Genomic DNA, 20,325 nt, shown 5'->3' on the forward strand with positions numbered 1-20,325 from the left:
GCTAACGTCCCATAATTAAAATACAATTCATATTTAGCCTATTTCCCTTACAATTCCCCTACTACCCTTTTCCCCTTTTCTCTTACTGAAAGCTTTTCCTTCCCAAAATAACAAACTTACTAAAGCACAAACTAAAATAATTGGCACACTCGCTTTATATAAATCAGTAAAACTCGTAGCCATCTGATTCTGAGCATAATGATTCACATCATTTGAAAATAAGACTATTTCTTTCTTTATATTCTCCTCTTGCTTTGCAACCTCTTTTGTTACTTGACTCGTAATTTCTTCTCTTTTTATATCTCTATATTCTACTGGAACTCCAATTAATACCTCATCCACTTTTTGGTGAATTAATTCGTCTTTTTTCTCTTTACTTAACCCCACCACTGTTTCATTTTGTTTCTTTTCTACATTTGTTTCTATACTTTGATTCTCTATTTTTTCTTTTGTTACTTGTAATATCTCGGCTTGCTGAGCACTATCTACATGTATATTACGCACTATTCCTTCTGCATGACGATATACATTCTCTTTATTTATTGATAAGTTGTGAGTTAAGTTAGAAACGAATATTGCTACCGCTAAGACAATACCTACTTGGCGTAACATCGATACGACACTTTGAGAAGCTGTTAATAACTCTCCTTCAAATGAAGATGCGCTTAAAACTGTAATTGGTCCCACTACTAAACCATATCCAACACCTAATATCATACATGGAATAATAATTTCGATATTTGTTGAATTTACTCCAATCATCTGTAGCCAATAATACGCTAGGCTCATAACGAGAAACCCTGACAAAATAATAGTTGCTTTTCCAAGTTTTTTCATTAATAGTGAAGCAAATGGTGAAACAAGAAATATCATCGCTGAAATAGGTGTCACTAGAAAAGCAGCTTCAATTTCCGTTCGGTGCTGTATTTTTGTCAAAAAAGTTGGAAGCAATACAGTAACGCCAATTAAAAATAAATTACTTACTACAACAACAATAGATGCACCTACAAACATCCTATCTTTAAATAGTTTTAAATTCACCATCGGATTATGAATCTTTCTTTCGACTAAAACAAATAGAACAAGAGAAATAATACTAATTATATAACAATACCAAGCAATATTACTTTGCCATCCCCACGCATTCCCTTTCACTAATACGAGAGTAAAAGAGAAAATTGCTGAACTACTTAATATAAGTCCAATCCAATCAATTTTTGAGATAATACGTTCTTCATTTTTTATTTGTAGCATAATGCAGCATAAAATAATTCCAATAATACAAATTGGAACATTGACGAAGAACACCCATCTCCATCCTAAATTTTGCGTAATAACCCCGCCTATTACTGGACCAATTGCAGCTGACAACCCCTGTGTTACTCCTAAAATGCCAAGTGCAACATGCCTCTTTGCTAAAGGCATAGCTGATACACCAATTACCATACTTGTCGGAAATAAAATTGCTGCTCCAACACTTTGTATAAAACGAGAAAAAATGAGGAAGTCACCTGTATTTGCAAAAGCACAAAGCACTGAGCCGCCACCAAATATTACTAGACCGAGAATATACATCTTTGCTTTCCCCAAAATATCAGCTATTCGCCCTAGTGGAATTGCAAGTACTGCAATCGTCATTGTATAAACATTTAATACCCAAGACATTTTTTCTAATGAAGTATTCACACTTGATTGTATAGCTGGTAAGGCTATATTCATAATCGTCGTATCAATCATACAAAGAAAAATACCTAAGCACATTAAAAAAACAATCTTAATACCTTTTGATTGCTCCATGTTCATTTACCCCTTTATTTATTGTGAACGTGTTTTTCATTCTTCTGTTTTATTGTTTTCTTTCGCTTCTAACTGCTCTAATTTTCTCTTCAATGTCTCTACTTGCGCACTATACGATGCGATACCTACATCGAGTGAAATTTCCTCGACAAAAGTAATACCTTCTCTCCACTTTTCATATTTCAAACGAAGATCCGCAATGTACGCTTCTTTCCTCTCAATTTCGTCTTTAATCCATTTTTTTATCGTTGCACCATCACTATAATTACCAAAATACATCCTCATTAAAAAATCTGAACGTAAAACATCTTTCTCTACATCCATTTGCATGTATTGATAAAATTCTTCACGCCCTTCATCTGTAATAAAGTACATTTTCTTATTCGGTTTCCCTTCTTGCATAACAACCTCTTTTTTTATTTTCCCCTCTTTTTCCAATTGTCTTAAAGTTGGATAAATCATTCCAAAGCTTCCATCAAAAAAATGAGTAAATACATCTTCAAACACAATTTTAATATCATAACCAGACAATTCTTTTTCCATCAATAAACCTAAAACAACATCTCTTCCCTTCAAAATAAGCCCCCCACATAGCATATAATCAATAATCATATTAACAATGTTAATATGATTATTGATTATATGCCTTATTCTGTAAATTGTAAAATGTTTCTAACTAAAAAAGCTGTCTTGTAATTTTGTTTTACCAAATTACAAGACAGCTTCCCTTCATATTTCCTATACAAACCTTTTTACTATTTAACCCCTGCATCTTGCATAGACTCATTTTTCTCTTTCTTACCTTCTTTTATTTCATAATAATAAGAAGGTAATTCTATATTATGTTCTAAGAAATAATCCTCAATTAATGAAATAAGTTCTTTCAATGTTTTCAAACGAGCGTATAATTTATCATTACTCGCAATAATATTCCATTTAGCATTCGGCTTATTTGTTTCTTCAAACATGTCTTCCATTGCTTCGACATACTCATCCCATTTTTCACGATTTCGCCAGTCTTCATCTGTAATTTTCCATCTTTTAAGAGGATTGTTCTCTCTTTCTTTAAATCGTTTCAACTGTTCGTCTTTACTAATGTGATAGAAAAACTTTCCTATTATGTAATGATCATCTGTTAATAGCTTCTCGAAATCATTAATTTCACCATATGCCCTCGTCCACTCTTCTTTTGTGGCGAACCCTTCAACACGTTCAACTAATACACGACCATACCATGAACGGTCGAATATAGTAATTTGCCCATATTGAGGAATTTTCCGCCAGAAACGTTGCAAATAATGATACCGTTTTTCATGAGGAGCAGGCGCCCCAATTGGATTTACTTGGAATCCACGCGGATCAAGATGTTCAGTTACTCGCTTAATCGCTCCGCCTTTACCTGCTGCATCCCAGCCTTCCATAACAAGCATAACAGCTATTTTCTCTTCTTTTAAAATTTGCTGTAGTGCCAATAAGCGCATTTGATATTTTTCGAGTTTCTTATTGTACTTAGATTTGGAGTCCACCATTTTCGTTAAATCTACTTTAGCAAGATGCTCTTTTTCCATAAAATAAATCCCCCTTATTATATGACAATGTTATTTTAACATATTTATTGGGAATTTTTTCATATTCTTATTACTTTTGACTAACGCTCGTACCTCTCCACCTGCATCTATCCTTTGGAAGTTAGACTCTTCTTTATATTAATAAATTAATCCCACTGATATGCTTTTTAGCATCCTTTAGCAAGCATTTATTATTAATCACAAAAACAAAACAAGGAAACTATGCCGAAAAACCTCTACCGCATACCATGGATTGAGTTCCAATAAAACACCAGAAATAAATATATACAAAAATAACAGTTGTAGAAAAATACCGCTTCCCATACTTGCTAGTTCCTTCAATATACCCTCCCCCTAAACTGCATAGTATATTACCTCAAAAAGAGAAGATAATAACAAATAAATCCATTAAAGAATGGGAGCTCTCAAAAAATGAAACGAAAAATAGTAACTCTCTTTACGCTTATATGTTTAGCACTCCCGATGCAAGCTAGTGCCTACACATTTCAGTCGCTACCAATTGCATCAAAGTCTAAACAATGGTATATCGAAATTGACAAATCTCATAACTCAAACAAGCAAGCGGTACAACCAAAACAAGGTGTATATGATACGTATAGTTTACTCGTAAAAAACATCGGTAATGATGTATCGAATGTATCTGTGGAAATACTTGATAACACTCCTACATCTAAAGCTACCTTTAAACCTACTACATCAAATTCGAACGTTTCAAAAAGTCATACGAGCTTTGACTACATGGTATTCCCATTAGACTTTAATAGCCATAATTTTAAAGTCGTTATTACTTGGGAAGAAACGACTTTCTCTTACAACGGTCATCCGGTAAATGAGAGTAAAAAAATGAAACAAACATTTGTATTTAATGAAGACTAAGTCCTAATTAGATTAGGGCTTAGTCTTTATTTACAAAGCCAGATTGAATCGCTTCAGTCAATTCTTTTGCAATATCCATTTTCGTAGCATCCACACAAATTTTTTAGCCGAAATATGTACGGAAGGCTCTTCATTAGACAAATGCTTAATTAAGATGAATCGATTATATGCCATATCTCCTTTTAGCCTACATAATCAATCGAACCGCCGAATACTTGGTACAGACAATGCCATTACAATTGTTATGATTACTAAAATGGCTAGCGTTATAATTGTTATCTTGCCACCTATTACAATAGCTAACCATCCTACAACCACATATCCTAATGGTAATAAAGCGAAAGAACCTAACATATCAAGGCTCGCTACTCTACCAAATGCTTCTTCTGGTACAAGCTCTTGCAAACTCGTTTCCCAAATAAGTCCAAATATCATCATACCGAACCCTTCAATTGCCATTAAAGCTATTAAGGCAGGTGCCCAAGTAATGAAAGGCATAATTAAAAGTGCCAATCCGCTTATTAAAACACCGCCATAAGCAAGTAGTCCTCTCTTATGCCACTGCTGCTTCCCACCAAAAATTAGTGCTGCAATTACAGCTCCAGCACCAGAAGAAGCCATACCCAAGCCATACACATAAGCTTCAAAATGATGATGAACATTAAACAACCATGGAATTAATACAACTATAATTCCTGCATAACAAATATTAACGAATGAAAAAACTAAAATTGTAATCCATAACCATGGATGACTTTTTAGAACGAGGAAACCTTCCATAAAATCCTTTTTATAATTCACTTTATTTTTTTCTAGTTTCTGTACTTTATTAAACTTTATTTCTTTTAAAAATAATAAACATAAAAATGATAGCAAGTACGTTACTGCATCCAATCCAAACCCTATTCCAGCAGATGTAACTGAAACGATTAATCCTCCAAGAGCTGGTCCGATTAGTCGTATACCTTGATTACTCATTTGCGTTAATGCGTTAGCTGCATTTCGAATTTCCGGTACAAATACTTTCGCTCTTACAGCTGAATACGCCGGTTGAAATATACCTTCCATAAGTCCATATAATGCAACGAGTACATATAATAGCGTAATCGTTAACAAATCCATAAATATAAGTGTTGCAAGTAATAGCATTAATATACAGCGGATTACATCTGTAAATAACATTAATTTCACCCGGTCAATCCGATCCACGACTAATCCAGCAAACGGTAACGCAAGAATATTAGGAAGCATGTACATTGCCATAGTCATTCCCATTACAACTGTTGAACCAGTTAATGAATAAACAACGACAGGAAGAATCACCATCGTTATTGAACTACCCAAGGTCGAGAGTAATTGTCCGATCCATAAAAACTTAAAGTGTGGTGATACTTTAGCTGGTAATAATAATTTTCCAACATAACCTAACTTTTTCTCTGTTTGTATTTCTCCTTGCATATCCCTCTCCTCTTTTCAAAAGACCTTAATCTCTAAAATTAAATACTGAAAATTCGTTCTTCATTGATTTTAATTATATATGAAACTATTGACTTCTTGGTAAAAATATCAAAAACATAACGGAGAACATCATAATGATTCCATCACCCTTACATAATATGGAATATTATGTGATGAATATAAATAAAAAAGGTGTTTTCATATATGAAAACACCTTTCCACTTTATAATTTTAAATTCTTCTTCAATGTCCAATATTTTTCCGGAGCATTTTCAAGTGAGAATTCTACCCAGCCATTTGGATCTTCACGATATACATTTACTTTTGTACCATTTTCTAATTTTCCAACTTCATTTTGTGTAACATTTGGTACACTCTTAATTGGGTTGTTAAACGGGAATGGAACTTGATAGTAAGATCCTACCGATTGAACAGTAGCTGTTGCATCTTTTGCATAATCTTTATATGGAATTGCTTCACTTAATACCTCTACGTTTAACGTATTAGGATTTTTCGGTAGGCGTTTTGCATTTTGATAATCTGCCTTATTAAAAGGTTTAATACGCTCCATAATATTAGCGATTTTGCCAGCCCATTCTTTATCAGTTGAGTACATAACGTTCATTGCAGGTAATGTGTAGCCATTAAAATACCTAGCACCTTGTTCTAAATAGTTCTTTCTTACATAATCAGCATTGTATGAAATACTTAATCCGTAAGACGGTAAATATTTTGCATGTGCGAATGGATCCCAATCATATGCTCTTAATCCAAATAAATTATGTTTACGATATGCAATTTCTGATTTCCCGTATCCAGACTCTAAGATTGCATGTGCTGCTAAATATAAAGCATTCACGCCATATTCATTTTGCGCTTTAATAAAATCTTGTCCAGTTCCAACAAGTGGACTGTCTGAATGATATTTTCCAATGAAATTATCAATCTCTTGTGCCTTTACGTTAGATGGTAATGTTACATCTAGATTAATATATGATGGTTGTTCAACCGGAATATCGTTTTTCACTTGCATTGCTTTATATAAAAGTTGTGCATAACTTTCACGCGTTAATACACCTGATGGATCAAATCCGCCAAAATTATTCCCTGCTGCTACACCATTAGATTGCAAAGCACTAATTGCATCTTTCGCCCAAGGAGTTGTATCTACATCATTAAATGTGTGTGGTGCTTTCACTTCTAATTTAAATGCTTTTTGCAAAATAACAGCCATTTCAGCACGAGTTAGAGAATCTTTCGGTCTAAACGTCCCTTTTCCATCACCTACAAAAATCCCCATATCCGTTAAAGTCAAAATTTCTTTTTGGAACATTGTTGTTCCTGCACTAATATCAGAGTATGGATTTTTATACTCGCTTTTCGCTTCTGGTTTTAATGCACGATACATTAATGCTGCCACTTGTTCACGAGTTACAACATCACCAAATCCAAACTTACCATTATCATACCCTGCAATAATATCTTTTGACGTTAAATTTGTAATTGCTTCATATGACCAATGCCCTTTCGGAACATCAGGAAATTCTTTTTCAGCTGCAAATGCAGCTGCTGGAGCCATCACTACTTGAAGTGCGACTGTCGCTGCTAACACATTAGTAATAACTTTTTTCATAATTTTTTAACACGTTATGTATATGCTTGTCCCGTGTTAACTTGCCTCCCTTTATAATAAAATTTTCCCTATTAAACTAACAAACTCTTAATTAGTCAACAGTAAAAGTATACGTGATAAAAATAAACTAATCTACCATTATTTTATTTATAATCAGCATAATACGATATATCTTTTTATTCCGATACAAAATTACATAAATTTATATAAAAAGCCCATCTCTATATAGACGTTGGGCTTAGCAATCGATGATTTTTATTTAGCTAAACGATACTTTGAAACATTGAAACCTTTCCACTCATAATACTCTAAAATACCAGCATAAATTGCCTCTGTAGCAATTTGTCTTCCTGATTATGAAGCCAACTTCTCATAATCTGCACTATTATCTAAAAATTCTAGTTCAGTTAATACTGCGGACATCTCATTTTTTCTTATTACATAAAGGTCTTCTTTCACACCACAATCTCTTGTATCTAGAGCTTAAACTAGTCGTTTTTGTATTTTTTCTGCTAACATACGACTATCTTTTTCACGTTCGATTATTATTGTATATTTTGGATTATAAAATTATATTTAAATTATAAAAAGCTTGAACATCTCTCCAAGCCTTTCTTATTTCTTCTCTATTTTCTTAATCTCATAATGAATCTCTAAAAACTCAATTCCGAATATCCACATTCTATGGTGAGCTTTTAGCATTAGATCCCCGTCATCTTTAATAATAAAAGTTTCTGCAAATGGTAAACGTAGTGTAAAGAAACGAGTATGTAAGTAAATCCCTTCATCTCCCTTACCACTATTTCTTAGCTTACTAGTAATAATTAAGCGGTTAGCATCATTGTACAATTTCAAAATACCAGTCATATTCGAATATGGTAAAGGCAATGCGATATTCATGTATGTCTCTTTCTCGTGTGTATGTGTTGAATAAAGAGCTACAAAAATAGACTCTCCTGCTTCATTTTTTCTTAGCCAGGCTCTTACGTTTTCTCTTCCATCACTTTCATCTTTTACACTAACGATAGAGCCTTGCATCTTTTCCCACTTACCACCCATCCCTAAATGAATTTGCGCTACACGCTTACTCATTTTTTCATAACAAAATGCAAATGGACGGAACCAACGTGCCCAGTTAATATTCGCTTGCAACTGATACTCTCTCGTATTCTCATAAAAATGAATAATACTTAAAGGAACCTTCATTCCATCAAATGTGTCACTATGAAAATCATTCATTTTATCAACTAGACCACTGTATTGCTTGCTATCTACTACGCTTTGATTATGTAAAAAACTCTCTCCAACTGTAGAATCCCCTCTTAATTGGCTCATTGGTTTCCCATAGTACTTATAATTCGGAGTACTCTTTTCAATCATCCAACCGAGAAAAGCCGGTAATGCAACTCCAACTCCATTTACAACACCGTGAATCCAAACCATTTGTGCAATTGTAATCGTCATTACTTGTTTGAAATTCCCGTATGAATATACAAGTGAAAACATAATTGTTACCATAAGCGTACTAGATGAAATAGTAAGGAGAACCTTTGCACTTATTGCATTGAATTTCGTTTTCCAAACGTAAATCCCATATCCATAAATGGCGCATAAATATATGAACACTGCAAAGAATTCAAATACCCTCGAATACGTAATTCCTATCGCAACTGTCATTGGCGAAATGACAATGATAAACATAATAACATCATACAGTTTACTTCTCTGTTCTCTTTTCCTTCCAAGTAAACCAGCTGATAACGGCAATAAAAATGCCGAGTAATGAAAGTGTGCAGCTGTGAGTAAAACAATATCAGAACTAAAGTGCATAATTGGAAGTTTCGCTACAGAAGCAAAGAACCAAGAACCCCCTAAAAACAAATAAATAAACGCACTATCTATAGCTGTTTCTTCAAAAGGCCTCCATCCTCTTTCTAGCAATTTAATAACACCAAATAATGCAATAATCCCTGTATACATAAACCAAAAGAACGCAAAGATGAAATGATTTGTTATGAAAGCTAGCATCGCACTAACTGCAGCAATCGGATATAAAAACGATACAAATTTATAAATTAATACATACGATCCATTTCTTGTTTTTTTATCAATAATACAAAATGACATCGGTATGAATAACAAAATAGATAATAGTATAATTGCTTCAACAGGATTTAAATTCGACCACTCGCCTATTAGAAATATACTATAACAAGCAAGTCCAAATATTATATTCTTCATTTCATTTATTTCCTTTCCACAAATGTTCCCTTATATGAAAATAGTGAACCAATTAACGAATTTCGTACTTGTACATGAATTCGAAAACATTGTAGTGCGTCATCATAGCTTTCAATAATTTTTGCCTCTCCGTATAAAAATTTTGGTAACGGAATTTTTCTTCCAAACATAAAAAACCCTTGCTTCTTTGAAGAAATATGCATTGCCCCCGCCTCATCAATATGAAAATTCAATGTAGAAACGAGTAAATGTGGTTCACCAAAATAATCTACAATTTCTTTTCCCTCCTCATCCAACTGCATAACGGCGTTAAAATATCTTTTCTTATTTCACCTATCGATTCCCCTTCTCCAGCTATTTCAAGGCCAAAACCAATCTTTGTTTTATATAAAAACTTCTGCGGTTCTCCTTCTTTTTTCTCTAAATACGAAATTTCAGTAAAACGAGCATCCCACTCTGTATGTATGTCTGGTTGCTGCGTATATTCCCATAATTTCTCCATTGTTGTTTTCATTTCTGTCGCAACATAAATAGGCTTTTTCCTTTTCATTCTTCCACCTCCTATGCACTATATTTTTAATGTACAGGCAATGAATTGATTTTGCTACATTTTTCACAAACTAGTTCAACAAAAAGAAAGAATTTTAAAAAAACATACAAAACACTTGATTCCCTGAAAAATTTAAATTATTATAAAACAAATGTTACCCACAACTTCATAAATCAAACACTCTCGCCTAAAACGTGAGATAGAGGTTGCAATGCTTATGAGTATTCTAAAGGAGACAAAGAGATGTCTATGAGTTTAGAAGAAAGGAAGTGTTGCCGAAATTGATAAATTTCTCTGCATTTATCGATTGGGGCTGTTTTCGAATAGAAACAGAACTGTCATATGTACAGACGTGTACATATGAAGAGCTATCTACAAAAAAGAGATATCAGTTTTATGATATTCCTTTTTTGGCGGTTTTTTTATTAGCTCCGTTTTCTGTTTCCCTTTTCCTGTAACAGCACCATCCTCACTTATTTGAGATGGTGTTTTTTGTTTTTCTTTCTGGTAACTACAGGGATATTGGGATTTGTATATATCCTAACCTATTCTTAAAAATGGACGAAAGAAGGAATTCGTAATGGAAACAATTGTTCAAAAATTTGGTGGTACTTCTGTCGGAAGTATTGAACGTATTCAACATGTAGCAAATTTAATAATTAAAGAATACGAACGAGGACATGGTATTGTCTCTGTCGTTTCAGCAATGGGCAAAAGTACAGATGAACTTGTAGCACTCGCAAATGCTATTACTGAAAATCCAAGTAAACGTGAAATGGATATGCTTCTATCTACAGGAGAACAAGTAACCATTTCTTTATTAACAATGGCACTACAAACAAAAGGTTATAACGCAATTTCATTAACAGGATGGCAAGCTGGTATTACGACAGAATCTGTACATAGTAGTGCACGGATTACTGACATTAACACTGAGCGTATTCAGTCCTATCTTACTGAAGGCACGATTGTTATAGTCGCTGGTTTCCAAGGAATCAGTGAAGAAAATGAAATTACAACTCTTGGCCGCGGTGGTTCCGATACAACTGCTGTCGCATTAGCCGCTTCACTAAAAGCAAAAAAATGTGATATTTATACGGACGTGACAGGCGTGTACACGACTGACCCACGCGTAGTACAAGATGCTTATAAATTAGATGAAATTTCTTATGACGAAATGTTAGAGCTCGCAAACCTCGGCGCTGGCGTATTACACCCGCGCGCTGTTGAATTTGCTAAAAATCATAATGTAGTTTTAGAAGTGCGCTCAAGTATGGAACAAGAAAACGGAACAATTGTAAGGGGAGAATGTAACATGGAACAACAATCAATCGTAAAAGGTATTGCATTTGAGGATAATATTACTCGTGTAACAATTAAAGGATTAGAACAAGGTTCACTTTCAACAGTTTTCTCTACATTAGCAGAGGCTCACATTAATGTAGATATTATTATTCAAAGTATTACAAATGAAGGAACTGTTCACCTCTCCTTCTCGATCCATTCTAATGATTTAAGAGAAACATTAGAAGTGTTAGAACAAAATCATGAAACACTTAACTATGAATCTGTAGAACATGAAAATCATTTAGCAAAAGTATCAATTGTAGGATCTGGTATGGTATCTAACCCAGGTGTTGCTGCGAATATGTTCACTACTTTAAAAGAAGCAGGTATTCATATTAAAATGGTAAGTACATCTGAAATTAAAGTATCGGTTGTCATTGACCGAATTCACTTAGTAGATGGTGTTGAAGCGCTTCATCAATCATTTATGGCGAAAATTGAGCCTTTAGTGCAAATGAGCTAATTTAACGAATTTACCGAAAGAATTCTCCCTCCTCAAACATGTGAAGGGCGAAAACCAAGCCATTCGGTTCCTGCGTAAAATATCAACCGTACCAAGAGAGCATCCAAGCGTTGGACATCTAGGGGTGGAACACCCCGAAGTAACGCTCAGGGAGACGAAAGGTTACTTTCGTCGTGGAACTGAGAAGCTCCCGCTTCAAGCTTTGCTAAGTGGCGAGTAGTTCACTATTTTCAAGTAAAGCTTACAAAAAATCATATTAATCTATTTCCTTCCTATCTAAATAAAAAGCTGCTTTGTATAGATTTCAACACTCTATACAAACAGCTTTTTAACATATTATCGATATCCGAAAATCATTATAAAACAATTAAATTATTCGTTATACCCTTTTCCTAGGAAATATAACAGACCCTTCTCACTTTTTATCATTTATACCACTTCGCTGTTCCCCTTGAAAAAACGATCTATATTCATTCCAAATAACTCTCTTCACATCAGAGTAAAAAACCATCATGAATAGCGCAACTCCTAATAAAACCCCTTGAATTCCTTCATAATCAATAAAAGCAACTATTAGTAAAAATCACTGTAAACCATTCGTTTACATAATAAAAAAAGGGAGAATAGCTCTATGTTTGAGCTACTCTCCCTCACAGTTATCCCGCATTAACGGGCAGTAAGACTCCCACCTCAACATTCGGCTGTAAAACAAAGAAGTTAGGTGGAAGATCAACTGCCCATAAAAGCCCGATTGGTTCAACTAATAATCAGCGGGGGATGCCCCCCCACTGATTAAAGTTTCACTTTATATTAAAACAGATGAATGTTTTCTTTTTTACAAGCTTCACGTAAATCGTCAGGCCATACAGAAGATTGAACTTCACCGATGTGTGCTTTACGTAAGAAGTACATGCACATTCTTGATTGGCCGATACCACCACCAATTGTTAATGGTAGTACGTCTTCTAAAATTCCTTTGTGGAAATCGTAATCTCGTTTGAAGTCTTCACCCGTTTTCGTTAACTGTTCGTCAAGTGATTTACTATCAACGCGAATTCCCATTGATGATAATTCGAATGAAGCTTGTAGTACTGGGTGCCAGAATAAAATGTCACCGTTTAACTTCCAATCGTCATAATCAGCTGCGCGTCCATCATGTCTTTCACCTGAACGAAGTGCATCACCAATTCCAATAATAAAGACTGCACCGTGTTCTTTCGCAATTGCATGTTCACGATCTTTCGGTGTTAATTCTGGATATTTATCTTCTAGTTCTTGAGAAGTAACGAAAACAATTTCTTCTGGTAAATACTTTCCAAGGAACGGATACTTTTCAAACAAGTGATCTTCTAAATCTTTGAATATTCCATAAATTGTTTGTACTGTTTTTTGTAAGTAATCTACAGTACGCCATTCTTTTTGAACGATTTTTTCCCAATCCCATTGGTCAACGTAAATAGAATGCGTTGCATCAAGTTCTTCATCACGACGAATTGCGTTCATGTTTGTATATAAACCTTCACCAGCTTCATATCCGTATTCATGTAATGCGAATCTTTTCCACTTCGCTAGTGAATGCACAATTTCTAATTCTTCTCCTGAATGTAACATATCAAATTCAATTGGACGTTCTACACCGTTTAGGTGATCGTTTAAACCTGACTTTTTCGTTACAAATAATGGTGCAGATACGCGGAATAGTTCAAGGCGTTTTGCTAATTGATCCTCGAAAAATGTTTTAACTTCCTTAATTGCGATTTGAGTCTCTCTTACTGTCATTAATGATTGATACATGGTGGTTTCCTCCTAAAATGTTTGGATGTTGTGGAAAAAAGCCAACAAAAAAAGCCCTTCTTTCCCAAAAAACTGGGACGAAAGGCTTTGGTTCCGCGGTACCACCCAAATTAGCAACAGAGGTTGCTCACTTATACAGTACGGAGATTAAAAATCTCGATACTGTTCTTCTTGTAACGGCGAAGTTCCCGGCTAAGTCTACTTTCCTATAAAGGATTTCGGTTAGCGACTCCAGGAGGTTCTTCATAATAGGCTTCGTATCAGGCTCACACCGTCCCTGACTCGCTTAAACTACATCCTACTACTACTCGTCCTTTCATAGTCGTTTGTTGTCACATCTCTGAAACATTTTATTAATGATTATTCTATACAAAAAACAGAGAAAGTCAACAAAAAGTTTTAAAATATTTTTCAATTCTTTATTTTACGGCTTGATTGATTGTTTCCAATATAGCCTCTTTACTTCTTTTGCCTTGACACCCCAAAAAACGTCTCACTAACTGAAACTAACATATACACAACAATTAATGTAATCGTTCGAAATATAGAATCCGCAGTATTTCTTATTATTTTCATTTTCTTTATAATTCCTTTCAGTTTACTCGCAATTTCATGATATACTATAGCATTCAAGCAGTTTGTTTTTACTTAAAACAAACATAGTCATTTATCGAGAGTATTTTTCTAAAACATTGGCTATTATCAAATAAGATTTTTTATATAACGGAGTGATCATATGAGTAAAACGAAAGCGAAACCAAAAAAAGGTGTAGGACAAGGTACAGGAAGTAAAGGATGGAACCGTTGGCAATCTAGTGCAAAGAAAAAGAAAGCTGCAAAACCATACAAAAGTAAAGGCACAAAGAAGTAATCTAAATAGCATTTGATTTCTTTACTTTGTACAAAACAAAATATAATTATTACAACAAAAAAGCTATGCTCTCATAAATTTGAAAGCATAGCTTTTTTCATTTTAAATCATAAGTATATCCCGAATTTCTTCCTCAGTTATAGAGGATAATTTCTCTTCTCCTGGCTCAATCACTTCAGCGATTAAATTTTTCTTACTCTCTTGAAGTTCATGCATCTTTTCCTCAATTGTTCCGTGGGCTACTAACTTAATAACTTGCACCGTATTTTTTTGTCCCATTCGATACGCTCTATCTGCTGCTTGTTGTTCAACAGCTGGATTCCACCATAAATCGTATAATATGACCGTATCTGCACCAGTTAAGTTAAGACCCGTACCACCAGCTTTTAAAGAAATGAGAAATAGATCTCCTTCTCCTTCGTTAAACCGATTGCATAGCTCTACACGTTCTTGCGCTGGTGTACTTCCGTCTAAATAAAAGTATGGAATAGCTTTACGGTTTAATTCTCGCCCGATTATCGAAAGCATCTTCGTAAATTGAGAAAAGATAAGAATTCTCTTCCCTGTACTTCTGCACTCCTCCAAAATTTCTAGAAGTTGTTCAAACTTAGCTGAACTTCCTTTGTAATCATCAACAAACAATGCAGGATGATTACAAATTTGTCTTAACCTCGTTAAACCAGCTAAAATTCTAATTTTATTTTTACGTAACGTATCTTTATCTAAATGTTTTAACGTTTCTTCTCTTAACTTCGCTAAATAAGCCGCATAAAGCTTCTTCTGATCCGGTAATAGTTCTGATGATTGTAAGTGCTCAATTTTTTCTGGTAGCTCCTGTAATACATCTTCCTTTAACCTTCTTAACACGAATGGTTTTACGCGCTTCGCTATATCTTCACGTCTTAAATCACCGAACTCTTTTCTCCCCGGTAATAATTCTGGGAAGACGACGTGGAAGATGGACCATAGCTCTTCTAATGAATTCTCTACAGGTGTTCCCGTTAATCCAAAACGGTACTCCGCTTGAATCGCTTTTACTGCCTTCGCAGTTTGCGTTGTATGATTTTTAAATGCTTGTGCTTCATCAAGAAATAGCGTATGAAATGGCTGCGCATATAACCTTATATCCCTTCTCAGTAAAGGATATGACGTAATCACTACATCAAATTTCGTTATGTCTTTTAAAAGTTTTCGGCGCTCTACTTGATTTCCATCGGCAATAACAGCTCTAATATGTGGCGCGAATTTTTTCAATTCACTTAGCCAGTTATAAACAAGGGAAGACGGCGAAACAACTAATATAGGCAGTTTCTTCTCTCGGATTTCAGGCAAAACAGAATCTATAAAAGCAATGCTTTGCAACGTTTTCCCTAGTCCCATATCGTCTGCTAAAATACCTCCAAAACGATAATAAGCAAGTGTTTTCATCCACTGGAATCCGTATGTTTGATACTCTCTCATTATCGCATCTAAACCATTTGGCACATTAAACTTTAGTTTTTTAGGGTTTTGAATGTTCTCTACCAATTCTTGAACGGATTCATCTAAACTTAAAACATTGCCTTCTTGCAGTGAATTCATCCATTTCACACTACGAATAAGAGGGACATCTACTTCTTCGCCCTTTAAAAATTCTTTTCGAATACTAGATTCTTTTATAAACTGATTAATGTCATTAAACTCTTTACTCTCAAGTGATAGTAGAGCGCCACTTGCTAAACGATAATATTTTCGTTTCTCCTCAAGAGCAACTAATACACCTTTAATTTCTGCCTCTGGAATACCTTTTATATCAAACCGGAATGATAACCAATCAATTCTCTCTTTTCTTCTAACTCTTATAAGAGGAGCTGTGTCCCCCTTATGAATTCGTAATTTGATTGCTGTCGTCGCATAAATATCAAGTAAACCTTTTAACGTGGGAACGACATGATATAAAAAGTTATACTCAGCTTCTTCATTATGCATAAAATAACCGCCTTCAGTCTTTGCAAAGGCACTATCATTCATCATTTCTAAAATCTCATTTTCCTTTTTCTCATCACGATTAAAAACAGACGGCTGTCCATCCTCTTCTAACGGGTTAATAACAACATTTCCGTAATGAAATTCCAAACCCGCTAACAAACGATTTTTCACTCGGTCTAAATATAATTTCGCTTTTAGTGCGGGCGTTTCAACACGATCTGATATTATCTCATCTATTCGCACAGTTCCAAGCTTCATTAAACCTGGAACAACTTTCGCTACAAAGTTCTCCATCTTATCCGCCGGAATATACAATTGATTACTACTAGAACGATTCATCATTTTTTGTAATTCGATAAGCCGCTTGCAATCCTCCATGTTCAACCGATACAGTTTCCCTTCAAATAGTGCATAACTATACGTATCCATTACTTCCACTTGTTGCAAGCCATCAATATAAAGTGTAAATCCACCATTACTCCCTTTATTAAACTCAAAATGTAAAGGAAGTAGTCCTTTTGAAATATGTAAACCATGAAAAGATTGTCCATCTTGATTAAGTCTCACAAACTCAACTTTAGAAAGTAAAGAAAGCATATCTGACCAAGACGCTGGCGGTATTAAAATCATGCTATCATCTTGTTTTGCATGTACTTCCAGTGTATCCTCATACATTTTTTCGTTATGATAAATTTTAATGAGCTGCTGAATAATCGCATCGGTTTCTTGCCTGAAGCTATGTACATCCGGTGTATATGTAAATTCATTCAAACAATTATAGGACTCTCTTTTCTCCACTTTGGAAAGAAATTCTCTAATATTATTTACAAAATGTTGCTTGGCCAGTTTCAATTGAATACCTAGCAGTGCCCCACCATTTTTCGTAACTACTGGTGTACATATAAATTCAACATGAAGTATTTCACGTGTATCAAAACGGTGTTGTTTACTTTTTGGTCTTAATGGTTTTTCTGCAAATAACTGAAACATACCGCTCGTTAATTGATCATTTCCGCTCATGTTTTCGCTACTAATGGGCAACTTTCCACCTGTTTGCTGATTATAGTTCATATATAACAATACAGCCGCAACATGTTGACAGTACGTTTGAAAAGAAGCTAATGAAGGACAACTACATTTCGCAACAACATCACCCTTTTTAGCTTTTTTTACTGTAACATGAAAGTCTTCGTTCCCTTTTACCATCGCTTCGCAAATTTCTTTGTTTTCATCATAATGATTTACTGTCACTTTATTTGATTTATAATAAGCTTCGCCTCTTTTATATGAGGTCTCTCCGCATAATTCTTTAATAATCGATTTATTTAATGTAAAACTCATTGTTTTGACACTTCCTTAATTTAAAACCAGTTTCTCTTAACTAACATTTTACATGCTATGCGCAAAAATATAAAATACGGATTTAACAAAAAAGATGCTTATTTATAAGCACCTTTTTTTCACTCTATCTCCATCAACCGTTTCGCCTCAAAATACAACACTTGAATAAATTTCTTCGTATTAATACGTATATGCCCAGAAGTCGCTACTTCATCTTTCGTCATTTCTGTCATCCGTTTTCTAATTACAGTGAAATCAAAAAATTTCGGCGCATAGCTTTCAAATTTCGGATTCGAAAAGTCTGTTAGTCCAAGAGAAGCTAAATGGTTTAACGATTGATAAATCGCTCTTCGTACCCTTTGTTCAGATGCTTTTCTCTCTTTATCTATATCTGCATCTGAAGTTATATTCTCTAACTTTCTTATCGTTATATGGTGAAAGATATCTTTTAGCGCAGGAAATCCAAATTCAAATGTTTGTGTCTTTTCCTGTCCATATAAATATTCCAGCATACTAAGTAAATCTTTACTTCCATTCTCTCCCGCAATACCGAGTTCTGATAATAAATAGCGTCCTGAATCTGCTATTCTTTTCCCTTCTTGCATTGGCTCATTTCGAACTTGCGGCTGTTCCCATTTGAAAACGTTATTCAATGATTTTTGAATATCATATATAGAACGCTCTAAACGAATACGTTCCATCACTTTCTGTACAACAGATACAACTTCAATTTTATTTAGTGGTTTTGTAATATAATATTCAACACCAAGTGTATACGCCTCACCTATAAGCTGCTTCGATTCAACTTGAGAAATCATAATGATTTTCCCTGAAAAAGAAGATGCAATATGGCGAACTGTTTCAATCCCATCTCGCATTGGCATTAATAAATCAATAAATAAAATATCTACTTTTTTAAAATTTAGTTGATCTGCTTCAATAAAAGCTCCGTCTTCCGATTCTCCAATCACTTCCCCAAGATCACCATCTTCAATAATTTGTGAAAGCATAGAGCGGAAAACTTCATCATCATCTACGATATAATAAAACAACATTATTCCCCTTCCCGCTTTAAACTGCACTCCGGTAAACAAACTACAAACTTACACCCTTCGCCAATTTCTCGATCTTCTAATCTTACTTCTCCTCCGAGTTCTGTTACCATTTCGTTTATGTAGGAAAGACCAATTCCTGTTGACGGCGTTCCCGTTTGATCATACTTTGAAGTAAATCCTGGCTTAAATACTAATTTCTTATACTTCTGTGCAATACCAGGACCATCGTCAATTACTTCAAAGAATATATGTTTATCTCGTTTATATAGCTTAATAATAATAACACCACTACCCTCAATTGCTTCAACTGCATTTGCAACTAAATTATTAAAAATTGATAGAACTGTATATACGTGATATGCAGCGTGCTCACCTTCTATATGTTTAGAAAAACGTATATCTTTTCCTAGCATTTCAGCATACTTCTCATTTATTCTTACAATCATTTCCGCTAATTCATGTCCTTCTACATACTCAGCCACATTTTTATCTAATAACAGTTTAGATAATCCTGCAAAAATTCTTTGATTATCCTTTTTGATTTCGTGCACTTCTCCTGCTATTTTTAATGCTGTTTTGCTATTCGAATCATCGTTCGCTTGTAAGTTTCGATATAATTGATATGCTTCTTGTGTAATTAACTCCGCATTTTGTAACGTTTTTTTCAAATGGACAGATTCCACATATAAATTAGAGAGGTACATTAACATATTTTCATTTTCTTTTCGAACTTGGGATTCTTTTAACTTCGTTTCATATAAATTCATCATATTTAAAAAACCAAGCGCAAAGAAACTACGAAAAATAGCAATAATAATTAGTTTATTCACTTCAGAAACTGTTATTATTGTGCCTAGCACTAGCATATGATAAAACGCAAGTTCTGACATACTTGCGATAATTTCAATTGAAATTCCAAGGCACCCAATAACAATTGGCTTCTGATGAAACTTATTCACCCTACAAAGCGAAAAAAGACTTCCATAAATAAAATAATAAAAGAACACAGGATAGCGCAAATAAAATGATTCTGTCATATGGAATGAACCTTGCAATACCCAGTCAAGACATACACGGAATAAGACTACAGATATACCGACAAGAATACCTGCAGCAGCTGCTGGTATTCTTCTTAAAAATAGTAATAAAAAGAAGAAAAGCGGTGTCCCGAAGCTAACACGAAACATATCATTAAAAGGATGAAAATTTAGCTCTCCAGCAATTGGGACAACCACCATTAATATAATTAAAAGATACATATCTTTCTTCCATATTTGATTCCAATTCAAAAGGGCCACTTCCTATGTATTTTTTCAAAAATGAACAAGGAAAGCCCGCTTAT

At 34.3% G+C, this 20,325-nt stretch carries 13 protein-coding genes, 5 pseudogenes, 1 riboswitch and 1 other annotated feature; of the genes and pseudogenes, 3 read left to right on the forward strand and 15 right to left on the reverse strand.

Annotated elements, in window-relative coordinates:
- Nucleotides 1-33: 33 nt before the first annotated feature.
- From ACTFQM_RS06480 to ACTFQM_RS06495, 4 genes and pseudogenes are all read right to left on the reverse strand, one after another.
- Nucleotides 34-1,797: an MFS transporter gene (locus tag ACTFQM_RS06480; RefSeq protein WP_440033819.1), complete on the reverse strand. Its 1,764-nt coding sequence runs from the start codon at nt 1,795-1,797 to the stop codon at nt 34-36.
- Between the two features lie 36 nt (nt 1,798-1,833).
- Nucleotides 1,834-2,373 carry a PadR family transcriptional regulator gene (locus ACTFQM_RS06485; RefSeq protein WP_327902659.1) on the reverse strand — a complete coding sequence of 180 codons (540 nt, stop codon included), beginning with the start codon at nt 2,371-2,373 and terminating at the stop codon, nt 1,834-1,836.
- Nucleotides 2,374-2,552: 179 nt separating this feature from the next.
- Nucleotides 2,553-3,365, reverse strand: coding sequence for a polyphosphate kinase 2 family protein (locus tag ACTFQM_RS06490; protein WP_440033820.1), 813 nt, complete (start codon nt 3,363-3,365; stop codon nt 2,553-2,555).
- A gap of 228 nt (nt 3,366-3,593) precedes the next feature.
- Nucleotides 3,594-3,707, reverse strand: a pseudogene (locus ACTFQM_RS06495) (alpha/beta hydrolase); the annotation flags it as partial.
- A 90-nt stretch (nt 3,708-3,797) separates the two neighbouring features.
- On the opposite strand from ACTFQM_RS06495, the gene ACTFQM_RS06500 reads away from it, so the two are divergent.
- Nucleotides 3,798-4,262 (forward strand): hypothetical protein, encoded by a 465-nt coding sequence (locus ACTFQM_RS06500; RefSeq protein WP_048374355.1) that lies wholly within the window; start codon nt 3,798-3,800, stop codon nt 4,260-4,262.
- Nucleotides 4,263-4,457: 195 nt separating this feature from the next.
- Here ACTFQM_RS06500 and ACTFQM_RS06505 read toward each other — a convergent pair whose 3' ends face one another.
- The 6 genes and pseudogenes from ACTFQM_RS06505 to ACTFQM_RS06530 all read right to left on the reverse strand — a co-directional run.
- Complete coding sequence (locus ACTFQM_RS06505) at nt 4,458-5,720, reverse strand: MFS transporter (RefSeq protein WP_440033821.1); 1,263 nt, start codon at nt 5,718-5,720, stop codon at nt 4,458-4,460.
- A 223-nt stretch (nt 5,721-5,943) separates the two neighbouring features.
- Nucleotides 5,944-7,353: an S-layer homology domain-containing protein gene (locus ACTFQM_RS06510; protein ID WP_002171340.1), complete on the reverse strand. Its 1,410-nt coding sequence runs from the start codon at nt 7,351-7,353 to the stop codon at nt 5,944-5,946.
- 255 nt (nt 7,354-7,608) lie between these two features.
- Nucleotides 7,609-7,887 (reverse strand): annotated as a pseudogene (locus tag ACTFQM_RS06515) (N-acetylmuramoyl-L-alanine amidase family protein); the annotation flags it as partial.
- Between the two features lie 81 nt (nt 7,888-7,968).
- Nucleotides 7,969-9,594, reverse strand: coding sequence for a YndJ family protein (locus ACTFQM_RS06520; RefSeq protein ID WP_440033823.1), 1,626 nt, complete (start codon nt 9,592-9,594; stop codon nt 7,969-7,971).
- A 5-nt stretch (nt 9,595-9,599) separates the two neighbouring features.
- Nucleotides 9,600-9,923, reverse strand: a pseudogene (locus ACTFQM_RS06525) (DUF4166 domain-containing protein); the annotation flags it as partial.
- Nucleotides 9,911-10,144, reverse strand: a pseudogene (locus tag ACTFQM_RS06530) (hypothetical protein); the annotation flags it as partial. The pseudogenes ACTFQM_RS06530 and ACTFQM_RS06525, both read right to left, overlap by 13 nt.
- 192 nt (nt 10,145-10,336) lie before the next feature.
- A riboswitch (Lysine riboswitch) is annotated at nt 10,337-10,523 on the forward strand.
- 201 nt (nt 10,524-10,724) lie between these two features.
- On the opposite strand from ACTFQM_RS06530, the gene ACTFQM_RS06535 reads away from it, so the two are divergent.
- Nucleotides 10,725-11,954, forward strand: a complete 1,230-nt coding sequence (locus tag ACTFQM_RS06535; protein ID WP_440033824.1) for an aspartate kinase — start codon at nt 10,725-10,727, stop codon at nt 11,952-11,954.
- 415 nt (nt 11,955-12,369) lie between these two features.
- Here the strand turns inward: ACTFQM_RS06535 and ACTFQM_RS06540 are convergent.
- Together ACTFQM_RS06540 and asnA are read right to left on the reverse strand one after the other, a co-directional pair.
- Nucleotides 12,370-12,534 (reverse strand): annotated as a pseudogene (locus ACTFQM_RS06540) (helix-turn-helix domain-containing protein); the annotation flags it as partial.
- A gap of 230 nt (nt 12,535-12,764) precedes the next feature.
- Nucleotides 12,765-13,748 (reverse strand): aspartate--ammonia ligase, encoded by a 984-nt coding sequence (gene asnA, locus ACTFQM_RS06545; RefSeq protein ID WP_002171334.1) that lies wholly within the window; start codon nt 13,746-13,748, stop codon nt 12,765-12,767.
- 70 nt (nt 13,749-13,818) lie between these two features.
- Nucleotides 13,819-14,077, reverse strand: a binding site (T-box leader).
- A gap of 407 nt (nt 14,078-14,484) precedes the next feature.
- Here asnA and ACTFQM_RS06550 point away from each other — a divergent pair.
- Complete coding sequence (locus ACTFQM_RS06550) at nt 14,485-14,619, forward strand: DUF3934 domain-containing protein (RefSeq protein WP_000047591.1); 135 nt, start codon at nt 14,485-14,487, stop codon at nt 14,617-14,619.
- 102 nt (nt 14,620-14,721) lie between these two features.
- On the opposite strand, the gene ACTFQM_RS06555 is transcribed toward ACTFQM_RS06550, so the two are convergent.
- From ACTFQM_RS06555 to ACTFQM_RS06565, 3 genes are all read right to left on the reverse strand, one after another.
- Entirely contained in the window at nt 14,722-17,928 is a 3,207-nt protein-coding gene (locus ACTFQM_RS06555) for an SNF2 helicase associated domain-containing protein (protein ID WP_440033825.1), read from the reverse strand.
- A gap of 119 nt (nt 17,929-18,047) precedes the next feature.
- On the reverse strand, nt 18,048-18,980 hold the full coding sequence (locus ACTFQM_RS06560; protein WP_440034395.1) for a response regulator: 933 nt from the start codon (nt 18,978-18,980) through the stop codon (nt 18,048-18,050).
- Nucleotides 18,981-18,982: 2 nt separating this feature from the next.
- Nucleotides 18,983-20,281: an ATP-binding protein gene (locus tag ACTFQM_RS06565; RefSeq protein ID WP_440033826.1), complete on the reverse strand. Its 1,299-nt coding sequence runs from the start codon at nt 20,279-20,281 to the stop codon at nt 18,983-18,985.
- Nucleotides 20,282-20,325 lie beyond the last annotated feature (44 nt).

Source organism: Bacillus cereus group sp. MYBK30-2, from assembly GCF_051915945.1.
GTDB classification, from domain to species: Bacteria; Bacillota; Bacilli; order Bacillales; family Bacillaceae_G; genus Bacillus_A; species Bacillus_A paramycoides.

Bases quoted from the DNA above. Each gene is read 5' to 3' on its own strand.
- ACTFQM_RS06520 (WP_440033823.1), bottom strand. From the start codon at position 9,594: ATGAAGAATATAATATTTGGACTTGCTTGTTATAGTATATTTCTAATA.
- ACTFQM_RS06480 (WP_440033819.1), bottom strand. From the start codon at position 1,797: ATGGAGCAATCAAAAGGTATTAAGATTGTTTTTTTAATGTGCTTAGGT.
- ACTFQM_RS06505 (WP_440033821.1), bottom strand. From the start codon at position 5,720: ATGCAAGGAGAAATACAAACAGAGAAAAAGTTAGGTTATGTTGGAAAA.
- ACTFQM_RS06490 (WP_440033820.1), bottom strand. From the start codon at position 3,365: ATGGAAAAAGAGCATCTTGCTAAAGTAGATTTAACGAAAATGGTGGAC.
- ACTFQM_RS06555 (WP_440033825.1), bottom strand. From the start codon at position 17,928: ATGAGTTTTACATTAAATAAATCGATTATTAAAGAATTATGCGGAGAG.
- asnA (WP_002171334.1), bottom strand. From the start codon at position 13,748: ATGTATCAATCATTAATGACAGTAAGAGAGACTCAAATCGCAATTAAG.
- ACTFQM_RS06510 (WP_002171340.1), bottom strand. From the start codon at position 7,353: ATGAAAAAAGTTATTACTAATGTGTTAGCAGCGACAGTCGCACTTCAA.
- ACTFQM_RS06535 (WP_440033824.1), top strand. From the start codon at position 10,725: ATGGAAACAATTGTTCAAAAATTTGGTGGTACTTCTGTCGGAAGTATT.
- ACTFQM_RS06500 (WP_048374355.1), top strand. From the start codon at position 3,798: ATGAAACGAAAAATAGTAACTCTCTTTACGCTTATATGTTTAGCACTC.
- ACTFQM_RS06550 (WP_000047591.1), top strand. From the start codon at position 14,485: ATGAGTAAAACGAAAGCGAAACCAAAAAAAGGTGTAGGACAAGGTACA.